Source organism: Pseudomonas chlororaphis (assembly GCA_001023535.1).
In the GTDB taxonomy this organism is placed as follows: domain Bacteria; phylum Pseudomonadota; class Gammaproteobacteria; order Pseudomonadales; family Pseudomonadaceae; genus Aquipseudomonas; species Aquipseudomonas chlororaphis_E.
Genome location: CP011020.1, coordinates 4,683,996 through 4,710,044 on the forward strand (window position 1 = coordinate 4,683,996; position 26,049 = coordinate 4,710,044).

A 26,049-nucleotide genomic window follows, 5' to 3' on the forward strand; every position below is an offset into this window, starting at 1 on the left:
GGCCAGGAATTCGCTATCGCTGCGTAAGCAGCCTTAGATCCTGAGCTTCTGGTACCTTCGGGTCCAGCAATCATTAGGGGATGTCTGTAAACCCAAAGTGATTGTCATATAGAACAGAATCGCCGTGCAGTACGTTGTGGACGAAGCGGCTAAAACTTACACAACTCGCCCAAAGCACCCTGCCCGTCGGGTCGCTGAGGGTTAACTTAATAGACACGGCTACGCATGTAGTACCGACAGCGGAGTACTGGCGGACGGGGGTTCAAATCCCCCCGGCTCCACCAAATGATCAAAAAAAGACGTCCACGGACGTCTTTTTTTGTGCCTGAAACCCAGGAAATACGCGGCCTCCAGCGCTTTTGCGGTCTTTTGAGAGTTTTTGAGTTCCAACCGTTCGGGTATTCCAGGCGGTATTCCACCTCACCCGGTGCTAATCTTTGGAATACCGAATCAGTGCCTGAGGAGAATCTCATGCCTGCTCAAAACCTCCGCCTCTCCGATCGACAGCTCAAGGGAGTCAAACCCGCGTCCAAGGATTATGTCCTCACAGACGGTGACGGTTTGCAGCTCCGCGTCCGTAGCAACGGGTCGTTGCTGTGGAATTTCAACTACCGCGAACCGGTGACCAAAAAGCGCATCAACATCGGCTTCGGGACCTACCCCGAATTGTCACTGGCGAACGCACGGAAGATGGCAGTGGAAGCCCGCGAGTTACTCGCACAGGGCATCGATCCGAAGGTGCAGCGCAACATGCTGAACGAAGCCAAGCGCGCAGAAACGGAACACACCTTCGAGAATGTGGCCACCGCCTGGTTCGAGCTTAAGAAAGACTCGGTCACCCCGGCCTATGCCGAGGACATTTGGCGGTCGCTTACGCTGCATTTGCTCCCCGACTTAAGGACGACACCACTGGCGAAAATCACCGCGCCAATGGTGATTGGATTGCTTCGTCCGATTGAAGCGAAAGGCAGCCTGGAGACGGTCAAGCGTCTCAGCCAGCGGCTAAACGAGATCATGACCTACGGCGTGAACTCCGGCCTGATCTTCGCCAACCCGCTCAGCGGCATCAGGGCAGTATTCAAGAAGCCCAAGAAAGAGAACATGGCTGCGCTTCCGCCAGAAGAGCTCCCGGAGCTCATGCTGGAGATCGCGAACGCCAGTATCAAACGCACTACCCGCTGCCTGATCGAATGGCAGTTGCACACGATGACTCGCCCCGCCGAGGCGGCGACCACACGCTGGGCAGACATCGACTTTGAAAGGCGTGTCTGGACTATCCCACCGGAGCGGATGAAGAAGCGCCGCCCACACGCCATCCCGCTGAGTGATCATGCTGTCGCACTGTTGGAGTCATTGAAGACACACAGCGGACATCGCGAATACGTCTTCCCGGCCGATAGAAATCCACGCACCCATGCCAATAGCCAGACGGCCAACATGGCGTTGAAACGTATGGGGTTCCAGGATCGGTTGGTCAGCCACGGCATGCGCTCGATGGCTAGCACCATATTGAATGAACATGGCTGGGATCCTGAGCTCATCGAGGTAGCCCTGGCGCATGTCGACAAGGATGAGGTGCGCAGCGCCTACAACCGAGCCGACTACATTGAGCGCCGACGCCCGATGATGGCGTGGTGGAGTGAGTACATCCAGAAAGCCGCCACCGGCAGCCTGCTCGCCTCAGCGTACGGCCAAGTCAGAGACAAGAACGTGGTGCCGATTCGCTAGCGATGTACAGGTGCAAGAATTGCTGCAATAACTGAACGTTCAAGATTCGGGGCAAGCAGCCTCGCTTATCCGCTTCTCAGCGCGGGTCCATCCAAACAGGGCTGCAAAGCCGCCCTGTTTGGATGGACCTCACTTTGAAAAGCTAAAAGCCAAAACGATGTCCAGGATTTACCACGGAATTCCACCGGTGGATAACCGTTCTTCAAGTCCAAAGTGGCGCTGAATTTCGAACCTTGACCGTGTTTATCCACAAGCGTAGAACTGGCCGTGCAAGCGCTGTCGATGACAGCAACCCAGGTGGCCCGAACCTTGAAGGTCACGCCGCTCCCGCGGTGGTTCTCCCCCCCAAATGGCGATTCGCGTCCGGCAGCTCGCCCGGTCACCTCCCCGGTGATGGATGCCTACTTCAGATCATGGCCCTCGTGTGCCAACGACACTTCCTACTTCGCTGCCCTGCAGCAACCTATCCGCTTGGCCAAATCTTGCGCCAACCTGCGCCCGTCTCTTTCTACTGGAAAGAGACGGGCGCTCCTACCACTGCTGCAGCCCATATAGAACGGGGCTTTGCCGCAACTCTCCTCGTGACAATCGGCGTGACAAACGCCGATGTCACCAGCAACAGCGCTACAGATGATGGTGCCGCAGACCAGGGAATGGACTGCACCTGACTGACAGTCAGGCATGCCCCGGTCATCGCACCGCTGCGTTCACCCGACTCAGGATCTTCAGGCGCTGGTCTCGTCAGCCAGTGCTGCCTCCACCCGCCCACCGGTAACGGTGCTCAGGAGGCCAGATCATGAGATGCCCTTGCTCCCGGTCGTAAGGAGCCGCCAGTCCCGCGCTAGAGGACACCCCACAGGCCGCAGGGGCCTTGATCCCTGATAACACTCAGCATTCTTGGCGGGATGACGTGGGGCGAAAGTCTGAGACCAGGTGAAGAGGTGATCGACATGGCATTGATAGGTAGGCGGAATGGCCGCAATTTCGGCTACGGCAGGCAGTTGAGCTACGCAGGACCGCAGGCGCTGAAAGGCATGTTCGGCGGAGGCCATTACGGCACGGTCAAGGCGCACTGTGATCGGTGGCAGGCATTCGTGAAGTGGTGCCGCTCCGAACAGGGGCCCGGCATTAATGATGCGCGGCAGATTAATCGGAAGGTGTTGGCCGACTATGCGGCGTATCTGCGCGACGTTGTAGCGCGCGGTGAGCTCGCCATCAGCACTGCACAAAACCGGCTATCCAGCGTTAACAGGACCATGGCCGCGCTTCGCGGTGATCAGTACGTGAAGCTGCCAAGTCCGAGCAAGGCGTTAGGTATGCAGCGCAACGGGGTTCGACAATCAGTGCCGCAAGGCCAGAATCGCGAACAGGTGAAACAGATCGTCGATGCGCTTTGCAGCCAACATCAACTGCGGGCCGCTGCGATCGTTCTATTGGCGCGAGCCACCGGCATGCGCTTGCGTGAAGCCATCTTGGGTGACCTGCCACGGCTAAGCCGTGAGGCTACTGACCTAGGAAGGATAAACATTCAGGATGGCACCAAAGGAGGCCGCGCCGGCGCCTCGGCGCCCCGTTGGATTGCGGTGGATGTCGATGTTCGAGATGCACTTGAGTTTGCACGGCAGGTATTGCCTGCAGGTAGCCGCAACCTGATTGCGCCAAACGAAAGCTACCTGAACGTTCTGCAGGAAATCGTCCGCCCAGCGCGGGACATCCTACATGCAGGCAATCTCAAAGGTTTTCATGAGCTGCGGGCGGCGTACGCATGTGATCGCTACGAGCAAATCACCCAACACTTCGCGCCTATCAACGGCGGCCGATGCTGCCAGGTAAATAGGCACCTTGATCGTGTGGCCCGGAGTCAAATCAGCTATGAGCTGGGGCACGGTCGGATCGATGTGGTCGCTACCTACATTGGAGGACGGACATGAGCAAGCCATTCGATATGGAGCTGTTCTTGGCTGGAGTGCTGACCGGATCGCACGCGACGCAGCAGCGCCATTTACGGCAAGCAACGCTTATCCAAGCTGAAATTGCAGATCGCTGGCAGCGAGAAACACCTTGGGCTTGGCAGAGAAAGCATGTGGTTTGGTTTCTTGAACATCGCCTAGATCGACACAGCGAGGCGACGCGGTACTACTACCTGCTGACCATACGACTGCTTTCTCGTCGATTAGAAAAACCATGGGTTGGCCAATGGTCTCGCTGATTGCCGAGTCGGACATGCTTCGGATAAGCATAACGTCTATTTTCATATACCTAGGTGGCCGTTTACGCACCTAACGTACGCAATAGCATACGTTACCTGGCCAGTGCGAATACCGATTCTGTGGGCATTGGCGCCACCTCTGGCTGAGGCGCTGAAAGAAAGCTGGTCGTATAGGCTTCAAATAATGTTTTTAGCCGAAAACAGAGGCGATGGTCGATCACGGGCCTGCGGCATAGCACGGAGGGGACTCGACTCTGCTGCATGAAGGGTATCAAAAAAACTGCCACCGGCCCGGAGGGATGTGGCATTGTGGCCTTTTGACACTCTCTACTGGCTTCGCGGCGTTAATAGCCGAGACGGCCACTTTCAATTGCATGGAAGACTGCTGTGACTATCCTGGAATACTTGGATTCTGCTGAAGAAAAGTTAAGAAAATGTCAGCTGGAAGCTGTTCGCAGCTTTGTCAGATATGCCGAAGAAAACGACACTGAGAGGGGCTTCCTGATCAACTTACCCACGGGCGCCGGGAAAACAGGTGTTATCTCTCTCATATCGCATCTATCAGATGCGCTGAAAGTTCTTGTGATATGCCATCGAAAAGCTGTGAAAGATCAGCTTTTCCGAGAGATCTCAAGAAAATTTTTCCGGAGTACGATTGGCGACCAAGAGCTTGAGCTTAAAAAAACCTTTCGTGACTCTGATTTTGATCAGGGTGATGGAGTCTACATCACCAGCTTCCAGAAACTGACGAGGTTGGGTGAGGATGAACTAAAAAACGTCCAAGACGACTTTGATCTGATCATTGTAGACGAAGGACACTCTGAGCCATCTCCAGTTTGGCGTGAAATAATACGTCAGTCCTCAGCAATGAAAGTGGTGGTCACTGCAACACCTTATCGCAATGACTTATTTGAGCTAAATGTAAGCACCGACCATTTTTATGTTTTTACGTTTAAAGAGGCCATCGAGGATGGGGTCATTATGGAGCCCCAGTACAAGCAGATCGAAGGGGAAGCGGAGTTACTTGCAGGTATCATAGACTATCTCGATACGAACAAGAACGTGAAGTGTATCGTGAAGTGCAAGAGCCTTGAGGAGATACAAAAATATCATGACCTCCTTTCTCAATCATTCACCACGGCAAGCGTGCATGAGCGATTGGAAATCGACGAGGCGCAAAATAAGTTCAAGCGAGTTGGCCGAGCGCTTAAAGTCGAAGGGCTGCGGGTGATCATTCACCAGCACAAGCTTGATGAAGGAGTTGATATTCCTGAGGCTAAGCTGCTGATCCTCACCTATGAGTTGGGGAGTGGGCGCGAACTGGTCCAGGCCGTAGGTCGGATCGTACGCCGCTATGGGGATGTTCAACCACTAGTGGTCGACTTAAGCCGGGGCGCGAATGAGGGCATGTGGGAAGGATACAAACAATTCGATGACTACCTTGCCAATGGCGGCGCATCAGAATTTGTTAGCTCCCTGAGCACAAGTTATCTGATTGAATCTTTTCTCGAAAGTTTCCCGAGGTACAGCTATTTTGACGGAAAATTCAAAGAGAGGGTAAATCTCAACACCATAGACCCGGAAGATGATCTAAAGATTCCTTATGTGTCGGTGTGCTTTGTTCAGAAAGAAAATGATTTTTCTCTGCCTTTACTTATGGATCGCCTGTATTGGGAGTTGCATGGTTCTGGCTCACTAGTCAAGGCCTATGACGAGGTTCTTGATTTACGGGTCATGATCTATGTTGAGTTCAATAGCTCAAAATTCTTTACAGGCAAGCTTTTCTTCGAGCCGAAGCTGCACGTCATTGTTGTAAAGGAAATTGACTCAGGCGTAGCTATCTTCGATAGCGGCGGTGGGCGCTATTACAATCAGGAACAATATCGGCTCGGTGATGCCATTCATATTGACAAATTGACTGCGTTGGCTGCAAAAACAGCAATTCACCAAATCAAAGAAACCCACGCGCGTGCAATCGGCCAGGCGGTACGCCGCCCGGAGTCCGTGGCGCTGAAGGGGCAGAACCTCGATGGCGGACGCGGCAGTCAGAGCAATTCTCGTTATGCATTAACTATGGTAAAGGTCGATAACATTGGTCTGGATGGCAAAAGAGACAGCAGCTATTACATTGGCGCAAGGTCAGGAAGGGTCGTAGATCAAAAAGAATCTAATTTTACCCTTCAAGATGTTTCTCAATGGGTCGACGCGATTGGCGAATGTATCAATGCCGGAGGTAATGCTGGGCGTCTGATAAAGTCCTACGCACAACCGATCACCGAAAAGCCGACCTCAGAAATCCTGTCCGTGCTACTGGACTTTACGGATCTTGAGGGCCCGGTACAAACTGCTAACGGGGTAATCTATCCTGATTTCATTTATGCTGACTATCAACAAGGGATAACTATCGACGCGCAGGGTGATCTGATAGAACTTGCGCTGGAGTATTTGGATAATGACGGTTATTTCGAGGTCTCTCTATCTGGGGCTTCCGAAGACAGAGCTGATATCGAGTGGGTCGTCGAGTATCTGAATACAGGACACAAGTTGAAAGTATTGTATGAAGACGGCGTAACTTATTTGGCAGGGGCTTTTTACAGATTAGCCTTGCCCTATGAGCGTGGAATTTCTGCCGAGGACAGCTTCGCAGGCAATGCCCTCTTTCCACTAGATGCACTGAAAGCTCCCGATCTCAGAGAGAAGGGGCACACCCGTGATCATAAGTATCATCGCACCACCCGAGATTTTTTTGATACGGATTCGATTTTTCACCTGATCGACCTACTGAAGGGTTACGGAGACCCAGCAACTCCACTTGGATCGCTCGGCCCCTTCACGACATATATCCCTGGCTGCGATATTGTACTGTGCTGCGACATGGGAGTTGAGCCCGCTGATTTTATTTTGTCTTCGCCAGATAAGTTATGCTTCGTTCATGTCAAGTGCGGTGATGCCCTAAATCCAGGCTCTTCAGCTGGTGCTATTGCAGAGGTGGGTAGTCAGGCAATAAAAAATATTCACATGTTGGTTTCGGGCCGTAAGAGCGTAAAGCCTGGGAACTATTTTACATGGAAGCAATCTTGGCCCTCTGATGATGCAGAGTTTCCGCTAGACACCCGTTATCGGTTAGTGGACGGAGTTATTAATCATCCTGCCCCGGATGACGATTCACTTTCTGACAAAGTCTGGGATGTTATCTGCAAGCGAAGAGTATCGATGAAATGTAAGAAGGAGATTTGGATTGTCGCTGGCAACTCCTTCTCCACTAAACATTTCATAAAAAGCATGGAAAACCCACTAGCTTGTCCGGCCACTAGTATTCAGGCGTATCAACTGATTGAGGACTGGTTGAGTACTGCGGATGAACTTGATGTAGATCTCAAGATCTTCACATCTCCATAGGTTCACTCCTTCAAGGTTAAACAGTAATTAACCCCCCCAAAGTATTGGGGGGGATTGCCTACGTTTGGATAACCGAGTCAGTACAGGGGCAGCTTGTGATCGGGGGGTACGTCATCTACGCATGCTGGCTAATGTTTCACATCACTTGTAGCCCTCTGGTGAAATTTTGGGCAACTCACATTCAGCCCACAATCCAAGAAATAGTTCACTAAAAAGCGACAGACCCCAGCTGTGAATTCGCAGTCACCCTCTGCGGATTCACACTCATCGATGGCGAACACTGGCAAGCAATCCGGCCGGCAACCAACAGGTGAGAAAAAACACAAAAAAATCTGCGAACACAGCAAAAACTCTTACAATCCAAGGCCAGTTTTCCTACACATTTTCCCCACCGATTCCCAAAGAGATAACCCCGTGAGTGACTCAGACAGCTCATCCGCGCCACTGGTTGACGTAGTGAAGCTTGCCGCATCCCTCCAGCGGTTCGCAGATGATCGCGACTGGCAGCAGTTCCACTCTCCCAAAAATCTCATCCTGGCTCTCACTGGCGAGGTCGGCGAGCTGTGCGAGATTTTCCAATGGATGAGCGATGCCGACTCGATCTCTGCCGCAACAGATCCCGAAATCGGCCAAGCCGTCATGGACGAACTGGCGGACGTACTGATGTACCTGGTTCGCCTGAGCAGCGTGCTCGGCATTGACCTCAACGAGGCGGTGACACGGAAACTCGCCTCGAATGGCCAGAAGTACCCCGTGGCTAAAGCCAGAAGCAGCAGCAAAAAGTACGACCGACTCTGACCACCCCGTATCTAAGGACAACCCGTGATCGTTTACGCTGCGACCAAACAGCAATTTCTTAAAGACAACGATAACGATGACATCGAGGAGGTGATCCTCAGGCATTACAAGGAAGCTACCGGCAAGAACGTTGGCACCTCGGAAATCAGGTCGTGGCAAGGGTCCCTAACATATATGGCCAAGGTCCTTAGAGATGAGGGCCTGCCGAGTGATGCAGGCCTGGCCATTGAATTGCACATTCCGCAGTCGTCGAAGCGAATCGACTTTCTACTCACCGGTCGCGACGAAAACCAGGCAAAAAAGGCCGTACTGATCGAGCTGAAGCAATGGAGTAAGGCCAACGCCACAACCAAGGATGCCATCGTCAAAACGGCATTGGGTGGCGGCCTCATTGAGACCATTCACCCGTCCTATCAGGTGTGGTCATATGCAGCGCTGTTGGAAGGCTTCAACGAGGCGGTGTATGACAAAAGCATCGAAATCCGCCCGTGTGCCTACCTCCATAACTACGTCAGCGACGGCATCATAGATTCAGCTCACTACGAGCCCCACATCAGCAAGGCTCCCCTGTTTCTGAAAGGCCCGGAAGAGCTCAGTAAACTCAGAAGCTTTCTGAAAAAGCATATAAGTCATGGCGACAACAAAGAGGTTCTTTACGAGCTGTCCGAAGGAAAAATTCGCCCGTCCAAGGCGCTAGCCGAAGCGCTCGGGGGGTTGATGAAAGGCAAACCCGAGTTCGTATTGATTGACGATCAGAAAGCAATTTTTGAGTCGGCGCTGGCGGCGGCAAGCGAGGCCTCGGACCAAGCACCCAAGGTGATGATCATCGAAGGTGGACCGGGCACCGGGAAAACTGTTCTCGCTATCAATCTGCTGGTGAAACTCACCGAATTGAAGCTGATGAGCAAATACGTCTCCAAGAATGCTGCCCCACGCAAGGTCTACGAAAGCAAACTGGTTGGCACCATCAAGCGCAGCCATTTCTCGAATTTCTTTTCAGGCTCTGGGGCATTCATCGACACTGAGCCCAACACATTCGATGCGCTTATCGTGGACGAAGCTCACCGGCTGAATGAGAAAAGCGGGCTTTACGGAAACCTTGGGGAGAACCAGATCAAAGAGCTGATTGACTCAGCGAAATGCTCAATTTTCTTCATTGATGAAGACCAGCGTGTAACCTTGAGCGATATCGGCAGCAAGCAGGCTATACGCGCCTTTGCAAAAGCCAAGGGTGCTGTGGTGGAAGAACACGTGCTGTCTTCGCAGTTTCGCTGCAGTGGTTCTGACGGTTACCTGGCATGGCTGGATGACACGCTAGGCATTCGCACGACGGCAAATCCGACGCTTGAGACTCAAGAGTACGAGTTTAAGGTGTTCGACTCACCTCAGGCGATGCATGAAGCAATCAACGAGAAAAACCATGGAAACAAAGCTCGTGTGGTCGCGGGCTATTGCTGGCCATGGTTGAGCAAGAAAGACCCCGCCGCTGCTGATATCGTCATTGGTGACTACAAACGCCAATGGAACCTGGATCAGGATGGCAGCCTATGGATCATCGCTGAGAACTCCATCGAGCAGGTTGGCTGCATTCATACCTGCCAAGGTTTGGAAGTCGACTACATCGGGGTGATTATCGGGCCAGATCTAGTCGTACGTGACGGTCAGGTAGTGACATCCCCGGATGAGCGCGACAAGCACGATAAATCGATTCGCGGGTGGAAAAAAATGATGAAAGAGCAGCCTACCCTCGCGAAAAGTGAAACAGACCTGATCATCAAAAATACGTACCGAACCCTGATGACACGCGGGATGAAGGGTTGCTACCTGTACTGCACCGACAAAGAGACTGCGCAGTACTTCGAGAGTCGGCTTAGCCAGCACAGTAATCATTGACGGTATCGTTGTCAGGAGCTCCTGTACGTGCGAGTGGGGACATCGTACGCGCAGGGGCAACAATCAACAGCACGACCATTTGCTTGATAGATTTGGCCCCGATTCGCTTTTGGGGGCGGTTCACAAAAGCACCGTCCATCGGAATCCAGACCACGCTGCGTTCCAACTGGTATTCCAAGCAAGTTGACCAATAAATTATTAACTAGAAAAAACAGATAGATACCGACTTGTTTCAAATTACCCCGGCTCAGAAATCAATGCGCCTCACGTCATCAAGCTGCTCAGGCAGGCTCCTCGGATGAGAATGTACTCAAGATAGAATTTCGACCGGTTCGTTGGCGTACTTCGGATACCTCCTCTACTACTTGGCGAACGGCGATTAGTCGACCAATCTACTCAGCAGCCGGTGCCCGTCAACCGTCACCTCCACCATCGCCGACAGCATGACGCTGTCCGCGCCGTCTTGGGTGAGGACGGTCCAAAAATCAGGCGGCTGGTACCGCACCCCGAAGGCGCCAGCCTTCGCGATCACATAAACATTCAGCACCTGCCCGGGTTGCATGGGGGTGTCATCGTTAACGTTGCCCTTGTAACCCAGCACCTGAGGCTTCTGAACCCGCGCCTGCCCCATGGCGTAGCCCGCCAATTCATGAATCGCGACCGCCTGGTTGGCATCAAGCACCTGTTGAATGGCCTGGCCCACATTGAACAGCCGCTCGCCAGCACGAACCTGATCAACGCCGCTGCGCAATGCGCTACGGGCTGTTGCCAATAACTGACGCTGCTGTTCGGTCGCGTTGGGGGTGGCGAATGTCCATACCTGGGCGACATGGGCCTGGGCCGATGCGGCAATCAACTCAACTTTTACTAAGGCTGCGGTCGGGAACGGCGTATCAGTAGGCAGTGCGTTACCCACTTGGTTATTCACCGAAACCGGCACCGCCGCCGTATAGCCTTTGTAGCCCACCAGCATTGGCAGCCAACCGTAACGTTCGAATTGCTTCAACACATAATCTTGAATCGCCGCACCGCTGCCGCCTTCTCGGATCATGGGTTTGACCTGGAGTAACAAGTCACTGGCCAAAGGTGCGAGCCGCGCCTCCTCAGCAAGAATTGTCGCGCTATCCAATTGAGTGATGCCAATCGCACGGGCGCTATTAGCGTTGGTGTAGTGCTCAAGCGACGACTCTATGGCGAAAACATTCATGCAATAGAGCAACAGCAGTATCCCAATACTTCTCAACACTTAGCTCCTTGGCTAGACGGCTCTGAAAAATGTATTTTCCGAGACAATTGTAAGGGCTCGCCCGCTCTGCAATACCGTTGTGTGGCGTCGACCGGTTGAATCCGTAACCTAAAGCAGCCCTTCAGGACGGTCCTGCACGGGACTATGATTGGATTTTTTGGCGATCTGTCGCTCTCAGTGTCCTGAAGAGTAAAACTCGCCGTCATCACCTTGTACTCATCGCCAAAACTTCCACCAAGGACGAGCTCGTTCCTCATCCATCGTTGTGCTTGCCTGCCTGTAAACAGCAGTTGCGATCGCATGAGTCTGCGCCGCCATCTCATCTAACCAATCTTGAGGCCCGATCCAATGATCGTGAACTGCCTCCAGAAACTCTCGATCCAAAGGCAGCTCGGAGGCATCGCCAACGACCGTGCTGAAAGCCTCGCATTTTGGACACCATTCCGTGGTCTCAGTAAACCGTGTCACATCAGAAGCAGGAAATACCGCATAGCAACCAAAGCAAGCGCAATCGTTGCTAATGAGGATTTCTGCCTGATTGCGGTTCGCATGATCATGCGCGCTGTAAGTGTCGGGCATTCATACCTCCATCGTAGTGCGTCAGATTAGTTGAGCAGCGATCACAAGGCAGTGAGGCGATTAAACTGCTCTACCGAAGGAAATCCTAATGTCCTATAGCGAGGTGGATAGCCAGCTTCTGTAGTCGGATCAAGGAGATCAAATTTTCCTCAAGGGTTCACGGACGACGGTGCGCGTATCGCGCTTTGCCCATCGCTACTTCACTACAGTGCGAGGTGCCGAAGGCGGCACATCAGCTAGCGGGAGCCGGCTCATTAATCCCAGCTCAGAAAACGTATATCCAGCAAAGAAACATTTACGATGATCAGTGCAAGCAGGCCAAAGCCCTATGCATGGGCTACGTCATCATTTTGCACAGAGCCGTTACTTAGCTTTGACAGGGTGGTAGGCACCGGCGGCAGGAGGAATCTCTTCCAGAGAATTGACCCCAGTGCAGCGTTCTGAAGACCGTATTGCTCGACAAATTATCAGCCGTGAGCTCGGGCATGAGAGAGCACAAATCACTGCGACCTAACGAAACGGAATACTTGTGAGGTACCTGATACGGCACTAGCGTCCTTTATCCCTGCACACCAGCAGCCACTTGCAAGCTGGTAACCGTGTTGAACAAAGCAATCTACCGCGCCTCGTCGACGTGCGACGACAGCCCTGGCCAACTCACCCGATGCCTAATGCGACGCCACATAAACCGACGCCCCCACCGGCGCCGGCAACGCATACGTCGCCTTCATCCACTGCACCTCGGCCTGAGGCGTTCGCCCAAACAGGCGCTTGAACTCACGGCTGAATTGCGAGGCGCTTTCGTAGCCCACGCTGAACGCCGCCGCCCTGGCGTTCATGGCGTTGCGCAGCATCAGCAGGCGTGCCTGGTGCAGGCGTGTCGACTTGAGGTATTGCATGGGCGAGGCGTCTGTCACGCTGCGAAAGTGCAGGTGGAAGTTGGGCACGCTCATGTTGGCTTCGCGGGCGAGAGTCTCGACATCCAGGCGCTCTGGGTAGCTGCTGTGGATCTTGCGGATCGCGCGGGTGATCTGGCCGAAGTGGCCCTGGCGACTCAGCGCCGCACGCATCGAGCCGCCCTGCTCGCCGGTGAGAATGCGGTAGTAGATTTCCCGCACCAGCGCTGGCCCGAGGATGTGCGCGTCACCCGGTGTGCTCATGGCTTCAAGAAAGCGCAGCGTCGAGGCGCACAAGTCCTCGTCCATGGGCGAGGCGTACATGCCCTTGGGCGGGGCATCGCTCGGGCCGAGGGCTTCGTCGACCTGCAACATCAACTCGCTCGCCAGCTGCAGGTCCAGGCGCATATACACCGCCAGCATGGGCTGCGCCTCGCTGGCGTCGGTCTCCATGGTGAACGGCACGGGAACGGACACCACCAGGTAGTGCCGGGCGTCGTAGACATAGACGTCATCCCCCAGGTAACCGCGCTTGCGCCCCTGGCACAGGATGACGATGCCGGGGTCATACAAGACCGGCGTGCGGCTCAATGGCCGGTTCGAACGCAGGAAACGCACGTCCTCCAGGGCGCTGAGGTTGTAGCCTTCCACCGGCGCTAGCCGCTCCATCAACGTCACCATGCGCGCGGTGCGCGGATCAGCCTCGGTCATCCACTTCTCCTTGCGCGGGTCGCTCAGCCGTCGGTCGAACGGGTCAGCGCCTCCCACTGATCGATCTCACTGGCCGCACGACTGAGCTTGTCGCGCACCAGGTTCAAGGCGTCGCTGCCCAGCAGCAAGTGGGCAGGCGGGGTCGGGCTGGCGATCACCTGCAACATCGCCCGCGCCGCTTTGTGCGGGTCGCCGAGTTGCCTGCCGCTCTTCTCCTGGCGCGCCTGGCGAACCGGGTCAAAACTGGCATCGTAGTCGGCAATGCTGCGCGGGGTGCGCTGCATCGAACGACCGGCCCAGTCCGTTCGAAACGAACCGGGCGCGACGGCCGTCACGAAGATGTTGAACGGTTGCAACTCCTTGCTCAGGGTATCGGAGATCCCCTCCAGGGCGAACTTACTTCCGCAGTAGTAGGCGATGCCTGGCATGGTGATGGTGCCCCCCATCGACGTGATGTTGAGGATATGCCCGGCGCGGCGCTGGCGGAAATACGGCAGGAACGCCTTGGTCACCGCCACGGCACCAAACACATTGACGTCGAACTGACGCCGCATCTCTTCCAGCGGCGACTCTTCGAGAATGCCTTCGTGGCCATAGCCGGCATTATTGACCAGCACATCGACCGGGCCGTGAGCGGCTTCTGTGGCGGCGACCACGCTGTCGATCCGGGCGAAGTCGGTGACATCCAAAAGAACGCCGTGGGCCCGCTCGGCAGACAGTTGCTCGAAAGCCTGCAAGGCCGCCTCGCTGCGCACGGTGCCAATGACCCGGTGCCCGGCCGCCAGGGCTTCCTGGGCCAAGGCGTTCCCGAAGCCACTGCTGACGCCGGTGATGAACAGGGTTTTTATACCATTCATGACGAACTCCCATCGGTTGGTGTCCGCCATGGTAGCCATCGGCAGGCGTGTCACCTATGCCGATTTGCCTTGCAGCATTGCCTATTCCTATCAGGCAAAGAACACCGTGGCGAATGCCATGGCCGGCAAATTTGCCTTGGTGTCTGATGCCCGAAAACAATGCGATTCAATATCAACTATGTAGTTTCCGGATGCTGATGCGCAGCAACGACACACGGGGTGAAGCCCTCCCCGCCACCCAAACCACCTCCACATCCACGCTTCCCGACAAAATGGTTGCTCTCTTAGTGACGTCACGGCAGACTTCAAATCGATAAACAGGTGAAGAAATACTGTTTAACTCCTGGGAAAAGCGCCGATGCTTCCCCTTTTTGACCCGTTGGATCTGAAGCCTCAATAGATCTGTAGCGATCGACCCCTCCCCAAAAAAAGTGGGCGGACACGGAATATGGATAATCTGAGCGGGTTGATTGCCTTTGTGCGGGCAGCGGAAAATCAAAGCTTTACCTTGGCGGGCAGGGCACTGGGCATCTCGTCTTCTGCCGTGGGTAAAAGTGTCAGCCGTCTTGAAGAGCGGATTGGCGTGCGCTTGTTCCATCGCAGTACCCGACAGATCAGTCTGACCAGCGAAGGCTTGGACTTTTTTGGTCGCTGCCGGACCTTGCTTCAGCAATTGCAGGATGCCGAGGCTGCGCTTTCCCATTCCAAGACCCGTCCCAGGGGGCGTCTGCGGATCAGTTTGCCCGCCGTGGGCTATCGGCTGATCTCAGGAATGTTGCGCGAGTTTTACCAGCGCTATCCCGAAATCGAACTGGACCTGGACTTCAGCGATCGACTGGTCGATGTGGTCGACGAAGCCTTTGATGCGGTGATCCGAAGCGGCGAGTTGCCCGATTCCAGCCTCGCGGCGAAAAGAATCTGCACCTTCCGGTTTGTTTTGTGTGCAGCGCCCGACTACCTACAGCGCTACAGCACGGCAAAGAACGTCGAGGATCTCCAGCATTACAAGGGGATCGCCTACAAATTCCCCTCCAACGGCAAGCTTCAGCCGTGGTGGCTGAAGGTCAATGGCGACACCATCAAGATCAGCCTGGAAACCACCGTGGTCATGAACAGTGTGGAAGCGGTCCTGGCAGCCTGCCGTAATGGCTTGGGCCTGGCCTATCTGCCTGACTTCGTCATCCAGGAGTACCTGGCCAGCCATGAACTGATCAGGGTATTGCCCGAATTGAGCCTGGAGGGGGACTTCTGGATTGTCTGGTCGCCAAGCCGCCTGCTGTCCCCCAAGACCCGCGCGTTCATTGATTTTCTCGGTGAAACACAGCTGATAAGCAGCCCTGAAGGTGGCTGATCGCTCCTTCAGGGCACGCCGCACTCAATCGATCAGCAGCTTTTTGAAACGCGTCGAATATTGGATGGCGTTCACCGACTTCAAGCGTACCGGTACCTTGTAGGCGTCCATCAGCCGCCGGGCAAAGTGCCGGATATCGCGCAGCACCGTTGCCGTCGAGTCTCCGTAGTCGCTGTCGAGGACGATGTGCGCGGCGACGAACTGGCCGGTCAAGCCGTTGGCCTCACCGTACGCCTTGCAATCACGTACCTGTGGATGACGAAGGAGCACGGATTCGACTTCCGCCGGGTAGACCTTCTCGCCTCCGACGTTAATGATTTCCTTGCTGCGACCGAGGATTTTCAGGTAACCGTCGGCATTGACCTCCACCAGGTCGCCGGTTTTGAACCAGCCGTCTTCGGTGAAGCTGTCCATTGAGTGGTTCAGATAGCCCATGACTTGCGTCGCACTGCGCAGCCAGAGCTCGCCGTCGACGATCTTGTGCTCACTTGATCCTTCTTGAAAGCGCATGTACAGACTATCGGACGACAACGAACTGGTGTTGATGATACCTGTTTCGCTGGTACCGAATGTCTGCAAGAACTTCACCCTGGGCAGGCGCTCACGCAGTTTGAGCAACAAGCTCTCCGGCATCGGCTCCGTGCCATAGGTGATCATGCGCAAACTGCTGAGGTTGTAGGTATCGAACACTTGGTTGATCAGCATCAGGTTCAAGAAAGTGGGTGAAGTCGGCAGCACGGTAATGCGGTGCTTTTCAATCAGGCTGGCAACGGTGTCCGGCGTTTTGCTGGCGGCGATCGTGGCCGTTCCGCCAATGGAAAGAATGTTCAACAGCGTATTGATGCCACCAATATGATCGAACAACAGGAACAGAAAGATATCGAGACGACGCGATCGCTTATCGGCAAACTCACCCACTAATCGGTCGAGGTCGTGCAACATCGCCTTGGGTTTGCCAGTGGTGCCGCTGCTGAACAGAATCAGGCCCGCATGCGCCTGTTTTTTAAGCTCACCGATCATGGGGTTTTGCGGAGCTTGGGCAACGGTACAAGCCCGGATCTGGCGGGCTTCGATATCAATCACGAACTCGGGGTTTGCCGCCGCCTGCTTATTTTGAATTTCCGCCGGGTTTTCAGCGGTGTTCAGGGCAATAATGTTGCCGTTCTGGTACAGCGCCAGGAACAGCGCGATGCCTGTGAACGAAAAGTCCCCATTCATGAAAACCACCGCTTGCCTGGCCACGCCATGACCGGCGAGCCACTCCAATTGGACACCGATTTCGTCGTTCAACTGGGCATATGTGTAGGACTGTTCAGGGTCATTCAGAAAGATCTGATTCGAAAACTGCGCAAATCCGTTTATCAGCGGTTTAAAGATCATGGCTTTTTTCCCTTGATTGAAATGGCATCAGAAACGCACGGGCAGTTCGTCGGGGCGGCGCAGCACCGTACCGTTGATCCAGCGGATCGACGTCGGGTCACAGGCCAGTTCCAGGTCGGGTAACGCCTGTACAAGGGTCGACAGCACCGTGGCTATTTCCAGGCGTGCCAGGGCCGGCCCCATGCAGCTGTGGATGCCATGGCCAAATTGCATATGCGCAGCCTTGTCCTGACGCTCGGGATTGATCAGCAAAGGAGCGTTGAACACACTGGGGTCGCGGTTGGCGAGGAACACGTTGGCATACACCGTCGTATTCGCGGCAATCACACCGCGGCTGGTTTGCAGAGCCTGGGTGGTCATCCGCGGGAACGCCGATAGCTTGCCAATGGGAATCAATCGAATGAGCTCTTCGATCAACTGCGGTGCGCGATCGGGGTTTTCGCGCAGGTACCGCCACAGCGACGGCGCGCACAACAAGGTGTAGAGACTTTTAGTCATGACGCTCAAGGCGTTATGGTCGCCCCCCAACAGAATCCCCAGCAGCACCCCGACAAATTCCCGATCGCTCAGCGGGTCTTCCAAGGTGTGGCGCTGGTCGACATATTGGCGAATAAATCCGTCCGGATGTGCCTCCCGGCGGCCCTGCACAAAGTCCAGCATGTAATCGAAACTGGCTTTGACCGCCACCTCGATGCCCACGATATCGTCCGGCGGAGCCGATTGAATCATCTGGCTCCAAGGCCGGAACAGCAGCCGGTCTTCTTCGGGAATGCCCAGGATGTGACACACCGTCGATGACGTCAGCCGCTCCAGCACCGAAGCAAAAAGGTCCGGCGGCGTCCCCCCTTGGCGCATCTGCTCGATGCTCTCGACGGTTACCGTGGTCACATGCTGGCGCACACTCTCCAGGCCACGTTTGCTGAAAGCCCGCGTAACCGTCGCGCGCGAACGCATGTGGGCCGGGTTGTCCAGGTTGAGCAACAGTTCCGGTTGAGTCGGGCCAGGGAGAAAAGTCGGGCCGTCTTCGATGTTGCACAGGGTTCGACTGATGCTCGGGTCAGCCAGAAATGCCTTGCAGTCGGCGTACCCGGTCAGATGAATGGCGACGTGCCCGCTGGGCAACTTGATCTGCGGCAATTGATCCTGCCAGCCCACGGCCTGGTAATAGGGTGCGGCATCGAGGTTGGGGATATCCAGCACGCTGGGATGGACGCGCATGTTCATCGGGCACCTGCCTGTGCACGGGGTTGTGCCTCGCCGATGAGCGCACGCACGGCTTGCTGGGTCTGGTGGCTGTCGACAAACAGAATGGCGTGCCAGCCGGCGGCTCGCGCGGCTTCGCAGTTTTCCTCGACATCGTCGATCAGCACGCAGCCGGCGGCCGGTACACCGATCCGATCGGCGGCCAGGGCAAAAATCTTCGGGTCAGGCTTGCGCAGTTTGACCTTGCAGGAATCGACGATGCTGTCCGCGACATCATCCAGGCCCACCATGCGCCGCCAAGGTGTCTCCCACTCCACGACGTTGTTGGTGAGGATGCACGCCTTGAGGCCAGCGGCTTTCACTTCATGGAAAAGCTCAAACATGTGCTCGTTGACGCTGTGCGGGGAAAACCACTGCTCGCCATGGTTATCGAAATCGCAACGGCTCAAATCGATTCCCGGATACAGCTCGGACAATGCCTTGCTCATGCCCTGCCCCCATTCGACCTGGGTCATCATGGCCAGCTCGATGGGCGCCTGGAACTGCACATTCAGCGGCTTGGCCACGGCGTGCATGGCGGCCTCCATCTGAATGCGGCTGATGCCGGTATTTTGCTGATAGACGCGGTACAACTCGTCGATGGAAGGCGACAACACACCACCGAAGTCGAACCAGATTGCTTGGATAGTCATGGGATCTTTCCTTGATTGTCAGCTCAGTTAGGGAAGGCGGGTACTGTTACGGGCGCGATAATGTGGGCATCGCGCAGGGATAAACGGGCCGTTCCGATGGACAACCCGACGCCAAAGCCACAGGCAATCAGGTTGTCCTGCCGTAAATCCTCGCGGCCGTGCCGCTTGCAGATCATCAGCGGGATCGACGAAGGACCGGTATTGCCCACGTCGGCCACTTCGATGGGGACCTTGGAGGACGCGACACCCAGTTTTTTGGCCAAATAATCGAGCATGAACTTGTTCGCCTGATGCAGCAGGAAGAACGGCACACGTTCAGGGTCGATACCTTGGTCGCGAATGAAGGCGTTGATCGCCGACGGCACTTTCTCCAGGGCAAAGTTCATCACTTGGCCACCGTCCATGTGCAGCCCTGCGGCCTGTACCCGGCTGGTGGCGCTGGGCGTGTAGTCCAGAGTCGTGTTGAGGTATTGCGCGCCAGCGCCATCGGTCGTGAATGCAAATCCGAGCGTCTGATCGCCGTCCTCCAGCAGCGTGCACGTCGCTGCATCGCCGAAGACAAGCCGCACGTGCCGGTCTTCAGGGTTGAGCAGTTTGCTGATCACATCGCCGGTACACACCAGCACCCTGCGGCAACCGCCGGCCTTGATCAGCATGGCCGCCTGAAAGAGGCCATAGATGTAGCCGGAACAACCGAAGTTGAGGTCGAAAGCCGCGAGCGCGTTTCCCAACCCCAAGCGATCCGCCAGCAAGGCACTGCTGGCCGGCATCAGGCTATCGGGCGTCTGCGTGACGAGCACCAGGCCATCGATGCTGGCGGGGTCGATGTCCGCGGCATTGAACAACGCCTGGGCAGCCGCAGCGCAGAGGTCCACCGTCGACAAGCGGTTAGCCACCCTCACTTGATGGATGCCGGTGCTCTTGGCGATTCGCTGCACCTCTTTTTCACCAAACAACGTGGCGAAATCGTCCAGGGTCATGACGTCTTCAGGGATGGCAGCCGATAGCGCGCGGATGGACACTCCATCGATGGCCGCGTTCACGAAGGCTCACCGACACGAACGTGCGCCGCATCGGCCTGGATGGCGTCGAACAGTTCTCCAATGGTTTCCACCTCATCGAGCAGGGCCGGACTCAAGGCAAAACCAAACTGGTCATTCAACACCCCCAGCAGCGTGACCTTGGTCAACGAGTCCCAATTGCTCAGGGGATGCAGCAATACATCGGCTTGAAGTTCCGATTCGCGCAGTTCCAGGAGTTCTGCGAGTTCTTTCTTGATGGCGTCCAGGTTCATGGTGAAGTCCTTTTGCAGGAGAGCTGAGTTAGAGGCCGCCGAGATACACGACTTGGCCGGTAATGAAATGGCTGCGCGAAGACAGGAAAAAGTCCGTCACATTGGTCACGTCGTCGAACGTGCCGAAGCGCTTCAGCGACTGCTGCGCCAGCAGGTCCTTCATTTTTTGTGCGGGGATGACCCGCGTCAGATCGGTATCGATCGGCGTGGGGCCCAGCGCATTAACGGTGATGCCAAAACTGGCCAGCTCCTTGGCCATTACACAGGTCAGGGTCTCCACAGCGGCTTTGGACGCGGCGTACAGCGCCTCTCCTTCCAGCTTCAGCGGCTTGGCCACCGTGGAAAAATTCACAATGCGTCCCTGACGCCCGGCGCGCATGAGCTTTGCCGCTTCCCGGCTGAGCAGGAATGTGCCCAGCACATTGGTTTGCATGATGTTTTGCGCGGTTTTGTAGGGCGTCAGCAGCGAGTGATTCATGCTGGCGATGCCGGCATTGTTGATCAGGTGATCAAGCCGGCCGCAGGTGCCACGCACGTGTTTCATCAGCTCGCCGATGGCCTGCTCATCGGCCACGTCCGCAATAAAGTGGTCGTAGCTTGAATGGGTAAGATCGCTGGATGAACGGCTGCAGCCGATTACGCGATGCCCCTGAGCAAGGTAATACTCGGCCAGATGCCTGCCGATCCCCTTGCGTGTCCCCGTGATAAGCGTGACAGGCTTTTTATCGTCCATGGGGCACCTGAGCATTCAGTTCAAGAATGTAATTGGCGAAGGTGCTTACCGACTGGAACGGACTGCGCTTGGGGGACATGGCGCTGTCGTTGACCAGCGTCATCTTGACCCCCAGCTGTTCCTCAAGCATCTGCTCGACGTCAATCACAATGGACACCAGGCTCATCGAATCGAGGACACCGCCGGCACCGTAGAGGGCGGTGTCTTCGCCTTGTTCCAGGCTGATGGGCTGGGCGAGACTGTGGTTTTCATTTTCAATCGCATTATAAATAATGCTGAGAACTTGCTCTTTCATAGGGACTCTCTCAAAAGTGGATCAGGCGAGACGCTTGACGAATTGATGAAGAAGTTGCGCTTCCTTGAGTTGAAAGTAGCGCGAGTCGATCACCGATAATTCAAAGCCAAGCACCACCAGGCACTGGTTTTGTTGTTTGAACTCAAGGCGGCAGCCAAAACGAAAATTCGAGGCGCCCGAGCGGCGCAGCTCCACCGGAATACACAGGATTTCGGTGTGTATCGGCAGCAGAAAGTCCCGATACGTAACATCCATTTTGTTGGTCACAAAGTTGACTTTGCCTTTGGCCGCCGGGGTTACGTAATAGGCCTCTGCAACGGCGATGGTCATTTGGCGTGCAGCCTCGATGACCATCATTCCAGAAACATGCTGGCCGGTCAGATGATCGCTTAGTTCAGCATTGGCATCATCGATCATTAACGAAGCAGAATAAGTGCCATTACCATTTTCCCAAGGCGCGGAGATGGCAATGTTATGACTCTTCAATTTGTGCGTAGCACTTGAAGAGGCGCGCGGGGGATGCTCCACCGGAAGGATATTCAATGTCGGCGCCAACGCCTCCTTGAATCCGTACAGCGTGTTTAGTTGCTCATCGGTAACACCCTGACCAACATGTAAGGTCAACTTTTCGCTTTCAGCGAGTTGAGCAACCATTTCTTCGGCCGCTGTCACCGATATAAATAGATTATCGCTGCACTGACTTTTTATCCTATCTCCCACTACGACGTAATGTCTGGGCGGTTCCTGCTGATGTGAACTAAGCGGGGAAAATCCAGAAAACGGGCACGAAGAAACGCTGCTTGAGACACTGAGCTCTTCCATTTTTTTCACCTTTATAGGCTTACAGAATCCAGGTATTGGGATGAAACAGGCTGAAGTGTCACCGGACTGACAGGCTCGGTAATCATTCGGGTGATGGCAGGCACATGCTGGGTGAGGAAAAAATGGTTCCCCTCAAAGAACTCCAGCCGAATAGAATCTTGACTATGCTCCTTCCAGGCCATCACATCCTGAACCGGTGCAAAGGGATCCTGGCTACCGCCTAAAACCGTCATGGGAAGGCCCAACGGCTCGCCCGGAAGGTGCCGGTATGAGGCTGCCGCCTGGAAATCCTTGATCAAGGAAGGCAGCATGCGGTGCTTGGCTGCCGAATCCTTGAACATGAAATCCGGAATAATTCCAAACTTGGCAACCGTTTTAAGGAATACCTCTTCTGAATCGTCTAGTGTTACCTGTGCGCAGTTAAAGAGGTGCGGCGCACGGCAGGCAGCTACCACTAACTTGATCAAATGCGGGCCAAATTCATGCTGGCGACGAGCAACCTCATACGCAACAATGGCCCCCAGGCTGTAACCAAAAACAATGACCTCGCGCGCCGCCAGGTTGTCGATCAGCGCAATGACTTCATTTGCCATGGCCTCGACAGTACCGGGTGCCTGCGTGACATCTTTTTGATAGCGACGTTTATAAGTGACACCCGTCACCGGCATGTCAGTACCCACGGCACGTCGCAACGCTTCAAACGACAAGCCGCTGCCCCCGGCGAACGGTATGAACACACACACTTTTTCAGAGTCGATGAGCATCATCGAAGACTCCTTGTTTGAGAGATCAAAAAAAGCTCAGGAAACTAATGTTCGTCCCTGACTGTTCTGCCAAGTTGGAGTCTGCCTGGTTTTCCGAAAAAACCGTTTACTGCGAGCAATTGTATTTCAGAGTATTTCAAAGCGGTTGAGCGTTTTCGGCTCAACTGTCTGAACTATAAGTTCAATATCCGCGCATATTAAAAAGCCATTACAGGAGATGGCGAACGGACGGGTAAAAACATGACAGGAATTTTAAGGGGAGGGAGGTATCACGAAGAACAGCAGATAGCTGTATTGATGCGAGCACCCATACAACTAATCAGTACAAGGAAGGAATAACAAGTTACGAACGTGGACGACCGGTCACTCAATGGCTATACGACCGAAAGTTGTTTGGAGCGCGGCCTTAGGATCGCCAGCAAGGCGACCATTGCCAATACGGCGCACAATAATCCCAGAGTGGCGCATCCGGTCCATCCGAATCGCAGCCAAAGATACCCACCCAAGGCACTGCCAAATGCCCCACCACAAAAATTGCAGACCATGTACACGGTGTTCAAGCGGCTTCGGCTTTCCGGGCTCAGAGAAAAAATCCGTGTCTGGTTGGCCACCTGCCCCAGCTGCAAGGCAAAGCTGAGCAGGTTGGCGCACGCCAGCAGCACAATGAACAGATTGGCCCAGGCCATCGATAAGACGAAGCTCAGGCAACACAGCGCAATAGAAGCGAGGCTGATAGCGACCGTGCCAAACCGTTCACACAGTTTGCCAGCCGCCGGCGTCAGCAACGTGGCGAGGGCGCCCCACAGACTGAACAGGCCGACCTCCGTGGCATTCATGTTGTGGGGTGGCCCCATTAGCTTGAAAGCGATGACCGACCAGAACGCACTGAAGGCGGCAAACACGGCGGCGCCCAAGGCGCAAGACAGGCGCAGCAACGGTTCATGCCAGAAAAGGTGCAGCATCGAACTCAGGAGTCGGCCATAGGCAACCGGTATTCCGGGCGCATGACGCTGAGGCAGAATCCTCGGCAGAACCAGCGCGCACAGGGCCATGACGCAAGCCGCCACCCAATACACCGAGTGCCAGCCAAGGTGATCGGCCAACCATCCAGCAATGGCCCTGGACAGCAGGATTCCGATGACCAAACCCGTTTGTATCCAGGCAATGACGCGACTGCGTTCGCCGGCAGTGGCCAGACCTGCCAGATAAGGGAGCAGTACCTGCGGAATGCAGGTACCCATGCAGATCAGGAAGCTGACGCCCGCCAGGAACGAAAGTTGGGTGGCTTGGCTGGCCAGCAATAGCATGGCCGCGGTCCACGCGAGCAGCACGCGGCACAGTCGCAAGGGCGCCACCCTGTCGCCCAACGGGACGATCAGCAATATCCCCAGCGCATAGCCCATCTGCGATGCCGTGGCGATCCAACTGGTCTGCCCCGCGTCAATGCTCATCGCACCGGCAAACACCGGCAGCAGTGCTTGGTTAAAGTAAACGTTGGCCACCGACAAGCCGCACAATGCGGCAATGCCCGCCAAAATCAGCGGCGTAAAGTGTGTGTTGGACGACATTACCCATAACTCCAAAGCAGTTTTCAGCTATCCGATGAAAATCGCACGGCATCGGTCGTGGACTCGGTACCGACTTCGCTTTGGCGTCCCAAAAACAGAAAGACCACAGTGGCAGTGAGCAAGGTGAAGATCGCCAGCAGTTGCAGCAAGGTCTTGAAGCCTGCGGTGTAGGCCAAGCGCAGCATCGTCAAGGGGATCTGGCTGGCGCTGGTGCTGGCGTGCTGGAGATCGCCCATGACCAGCCGTTGCGCGATCGTTGAATAATCAGCGACAGGCAGCCTGACCGAGGCATTGAGGCTCAGGTGGTGCGCGACCAGCGCCGTCAGCACGGCGACAGTGATTGCCAGGGCGACGCCTTCGCTGGCCACTCGTGTCGTGTTGAAGATACCGGCGGCCATCCCGGCTCGTTCCTTGGGGATCACGCTGACCGACAAGCCATCCATCAGGCCCCAGGGCAGTCCTGTGCCGATCCCGGTCAGCAACATGGCCGCGAGGATCTGCCCGTGTTCGCCGGCCGGGATCACGCTGAGCCAGTAGAGCCCCACCGCGGCGATCACGAAACCAATGGCGCACAGCACGCCCGCGGACAACCAGCGGGTCAGCGACGCGGCGATCATGGGGATCACCAGCATCGGGGCGGACAGGGCCAACATCATTAACCCCGCTTCAAAGGCACTGGCCCCCTCCACACCGATAAACCGAAACGGCAGCAGTACGATCAAGACGATGTAGCAATAGCAGGTGCCGATCGGCAGGATCTGTACGCCGACAAAACGCGGAAACAGGAACAAGCCCAGTTCCAGCATCGGATGCTTCGCCCGATTTTCAACAATGATGAACAGCAGCAAGAAGACCGCCGCCGCGCCAAACAGGGCCTGGATGACCGGCGAACCCCAGCCCTGCTCCGGCGCCAGGATCACTGCCGTGGTGAAGGCCACCAACAGGCCGGAAAACGTCAGCACGCCGGGCGTATCCAAGCGCTGAGCCTGCGGGTCGCGGCTTTCGCGCATTTTGGGCAGCGCAAAGATCAAGGAAAGAATGGCGAGCAAGGCGGTGCAAAGAAAAATGCTGCGCCAGCCCATGGACTCGATCAGCAAACCCGATACCAACGGGCCGAAGGCCAGGCCAACGCCAAACGTGGTGCCCAGCAGGCTGAACGCACGTGTCCTGGCATGTCCGTCGAACTCTTGGGCCAGGGCCGCCGAACCGCTGGCCAACGCAGCCGCCGCGGCGATGCCTTGTACGCCACGCAAGAGGTCCAGCCAGATCATGTCGGGCACCACCGCCAACAGGATCGACACCAACGCAAACAGCGCGATACCGCACATGAACACCAGCTTACGCCCATAGAGGTCGGCGAGCGTGCCGGCCGCCATCAACAGGCTGCCAAAACTGAGCATGAAGGCGTTGGTGATCCAGGCCAGTTCGGTGGGATGGGCATCGAAGGTCTGACCAATGAACGGCGTGGCCACTGCCCCGCCGGTAAAGCTCATGGGCAATACCAGGGCTGCCAGGCAAATGGCAGCCAGGATGGAATACCGGCCCCGGGTCGGCAGCGGTTCGGTAGCTGAGTTCATGACGTCATTCCCTGCATATCTTTGAAGTATCCGTGCTGTCCAGGCTAAGGCGCG

At 55.6% G+C, this 26,049-nt stretch carries 21 protein-coding genes and 1 pseudogene; 6 read left to right on the top strand and 16 right to left on the bottom strand.

Features of this window, described 5'->3' with window-relative positions; genetic code table 11:
• The first annotated feature begins 471 nt into the window (after positions 1 to 471).
• Together VM99_20550 and VM99_20555 are read left to right on the top strand one after the other, a co-directional pair.
• A complete protein-coding gene (locus VM99_20550; GenBank protein ID AKK00347.1) occupies positions 472 to 1,728 on the top strand; it encodes an integrase in 1,257 nt (418 codons plus the stop codon).
• 950 nt (positions 1,729 to 2,678) lie between these two features.
• Complete coding sequence (locus VM99_20555; GenBank protein ID AKK01812.1) at positions 2,679 to 3,659, top strand: integrase; 981 nt, start codon at positions 2,679 to 2,681, stop codon at positions 3,657 to 3,659.
• Between the two features lie 87 nt (positions 3,660 to 3,746).
• On the opposite strand, the gene VM99_20560 is transcribed toward VM99_20555, so the two are convergent.
• Positions 3,747 to 3,968 carry a hypothetical protein gene (locus tag VM99_20560; GenBank protein ID AKK00348.1) on the bottom strand — a complete coding sequence of 74 codons (222 nt, stop codon included), beginning with the start codon at positions 3,966 to 3,968 and terminating at the stop codon, positions 3,747 to 3,749.
• Positions 3,969 to 4,324: 356 nt separating this feature from the next.
• Here VM99_20560 and VM99_20565 point away from each other — a divergent pair, with 356 nt between their 5' ends.
• The 3 genes from VM99_20565 (at position 4,325) to VM99_20575 (ending at position 10,027) form a co-directional block, all read left to right on the top strand.
• Positions 4,325 to 7,336 carry a type III restriction protein res subunit gene (locus VM99_20565; protein AKK00349.1) on the top strand — a complete coding sequence of 1,004 codons (3,012 nt, stop codon included), beginning with the start codon at positions 4,325 to 4,327 and terminating at the stop codon, positions 7,334 to 7,336.
• A gap of 414 nt (positions 7,337 to 7,750) precedes the next feature.
• Positions 7,751 to 8,134, top strand: a complete 384-nt coding sequence (locus tag VM99_20570; protein ID AKK00350.1) for a nucleotide pyrophosphohydrolase — start codon at positions 7,751 to 7,753, stop codon at positions 8,132 to 8,134.
• Positions 8,135 to 8,158: 24 nt separating this feature from the next.
• Positions 8,159 to 10,027: an ATP-binding protein gene (locus tag VM99_20575; GenBank protein AKK00351.1), complete on the top strand. Its 1,869-nt coding sequence runs from the start codon at positions 8,159 to 8,161 to the stop codon at positions 10,025 to 10,027.
• 379 nt (positions 10,028 to 10,406) lie between these two features.
• Here the strand turns inward: VM99_20575 and VM99_20580 are convergent, their stop codons facing one another.
• The 4 genes and pseudogenes from VM99_20580 to VM99_20595 form a co-directional block, all read right to left on the bottom strand.
• On the bottom strand, positions 10,407 to 11,234 hold the full coding sequence (locus VM99_20580) for a methionine aminopeptidase (GenBank protein AKK01813.1): 828 nt from the start codon (positions 11,232 to 11,234) through the stop codon (positions 10,407 to 10,409).
• Positions 11,235 to 11,612: 378 nt separating this feature from the next.
• Positions 11,613 to 11,852: pseudogene (locus VM99_20585) on the bottom strand (hypothetical protein).
• A gap of 668 nt (positions 11,853 to 12,520) precedes the next feature.
• A complete protein-coding gene (locus tag VM99_20590) occupies positions 12,521 to 13,459 on the bottom strand; it encodes an AraC family transcriptional regulator (GenBank protein AKK00352.1) in 939 nt (312 codons plus the stop codon).
• Positions 13,460 to 13,482: 23 nt separating this feature from the next.
• Positions 13,483 to 14,316, bottom strand: a complete 834-nt coding sequence (locus VM99_20595; GenBank protein AKK01814.1) for a short-chain dehydrogenase — start codon at positions 14,314 to 14,316, stop codon at positions 13,483 to 13,485.
• A gap of 448 nt (positions 14,317 to 14,764) precedes the next feature.
• Between VM99_20595 and VM99_20600 the strand changes: the two genes are divergently transcribed.
• Positions 14,765 to 15,667 carry a LysR family transcriptional regulator gene (locus VM99_20600; GenBank protein ID AKK00353.1) on the top strand — a complete coding sequence of 301 codons (903 nt, stop codon included), beginning with the start codon at positions 14,765 to 14,767 and terminating at the stop codon, positions 15,665 to 15,667.
• Positions 15,668 to 15,691: 24 nt separating this feature from the next.
• On the opposite strand, the gene VM99_20605 is transcribed toward VM99_20600, so the two are convergent.
• The 11 genes from VM99_20605 to VM99_20655 all read right to left on the bottom strand — a co-directional run bounded on the left by VM99_20605 (position 15,692) and on the right by VM99_20655 (position 25,995).
• Positions 15,692 to 17,047, bottom strand: a complete 1,356-nt coding sequence (locus VM99_20605; protein ID AKK00354.1) for a hypothetical protein — start codon at positions 17,045 to 17,047, stop codon at positions 15,692 to 15,694.
• 27 nt (positions 17,048 to 17,074) lie between these two features.
• Complete coding sequence (locus VM99_20610) at positions 17,075 to 18,271, bottom strand: hypothetical protein (GenBank protein ID AKK00355.1); 1,197 nt, start codon at positions 18,269 to 18,271, stop codon at positions 17,075 to 17,077.
• A complete protein-coding gene (locus VM99_20615) occupies positions 18,268 to 18,942 on the bottom strand; it encodes a hypothetical protein (GenBank protein ID AKK00356.1) in 675 nt (224 codons plus the stop codon). Before VM99_20615 ends, VM99_20610 begins: the two co-directional genes overlap by 4 nt.
• 23 nt (positions 18,943 to 18,965) lie before the next feature.
• Positions 18,966 to 19,985, bottom strand: coding sequence for a hypothetical protein (locus tag VM99_20620; GenBank protein AKK00357.1), 1,020 nt, complete (start codon positions 19,983 to 19,985; stop codon positions 18,966 to 18,968).
• Positions 19,982 to 20,236: a hypothetical protein gene (locus tag VM99_20625; GenBank protein AKK00358.1), complete on the bottom strand. Its 255-nt coding sequence runs from the start codon at positions 20,234 to 20,236 to the stop codon at positions 19,982 to 19,984. The genes VM99_20620 and VM99_20625 overlap by 4 nt, the downstream gene beginning before the upstream one ends.
• A gap of 28 nt (positions 20,237 to 20,264) precedes the next feature.
• Positions 20,265 to 20,969 (bottom strand): oxidoreductase, encoded by a 705-nt coding sequence (locus VM99_20630; GenBank protein AKK00359.1) that lies wholly within the window; start codon positions 20,967 to 20,969, stop codon positions 20,265 to 20,267.
• Positions 20,959 to 21,264: a hypothetical protein gene (locus tag VM99_20635; protein ID AKK00360.1), complete on the bottom strand. Its 306-nt coding sequence runs from the start codon at positions 21,262 to 21,264 to the stop codon at positions 20,959 to 20,961. The genes VM99_20630 and VM99_20635 overlap by 11 nt, the downstream gene beginning before the upstream one ends.
• Positions 21,265 to 21,285: 21 nt before the next feature.
• Positions 21,286 to 21,618 carry a hypothetical protein gene (locus tag VM99_20640; GenBank protein AKK00361.1) on the bottom strand — a complete coding sequence of 111 codons (333 nt, stop codon included), beginning with the start codon at positions 21,616 to 21,618 and terminating at the stop codon, positions 21,286 to 21,288.
• A 479-nt stretch (positions 21,619 to 22,097) separates the two neighbouring features.
• On the bottom strand, positions 22,098 to 22,853 hold the full coding sequence (locus VM99_20645) for a hypothetical protein (GenBank protein AKK00362.1): 756 nt from the start codon (positions 22,851 to 22,853) through the stop codon (positions 22,098 to 22,100).
• Between the two features lie 371 nt (positions 22,854 to 23,224).
• Positions 23,225 to 24,418, bottom strand: a complete 1,194-nt coding sequence (locus VM99_20650) for a hypothetical protein (GenBank protein AKK00363.1) — start codon at positions 24,416 to 24,418, stop codon at positions 23,225 to 23,227.
• A gap of 23 nt (positions 24,419 to 24,441) precedes the next feature.
• On the bottom strand, positions 24,442 to 25,995 hold the full coding sequence (locus VM99_20655; protein ID AKK00364.1) for an MFS transporter: 1,554 nt from the start codon (positions 25,993 to 25,995) through the stop codon (positions 24,442 to 24,444).
• Positions 25,996 to 26,049: the final 54 nt, after the last annotated feature.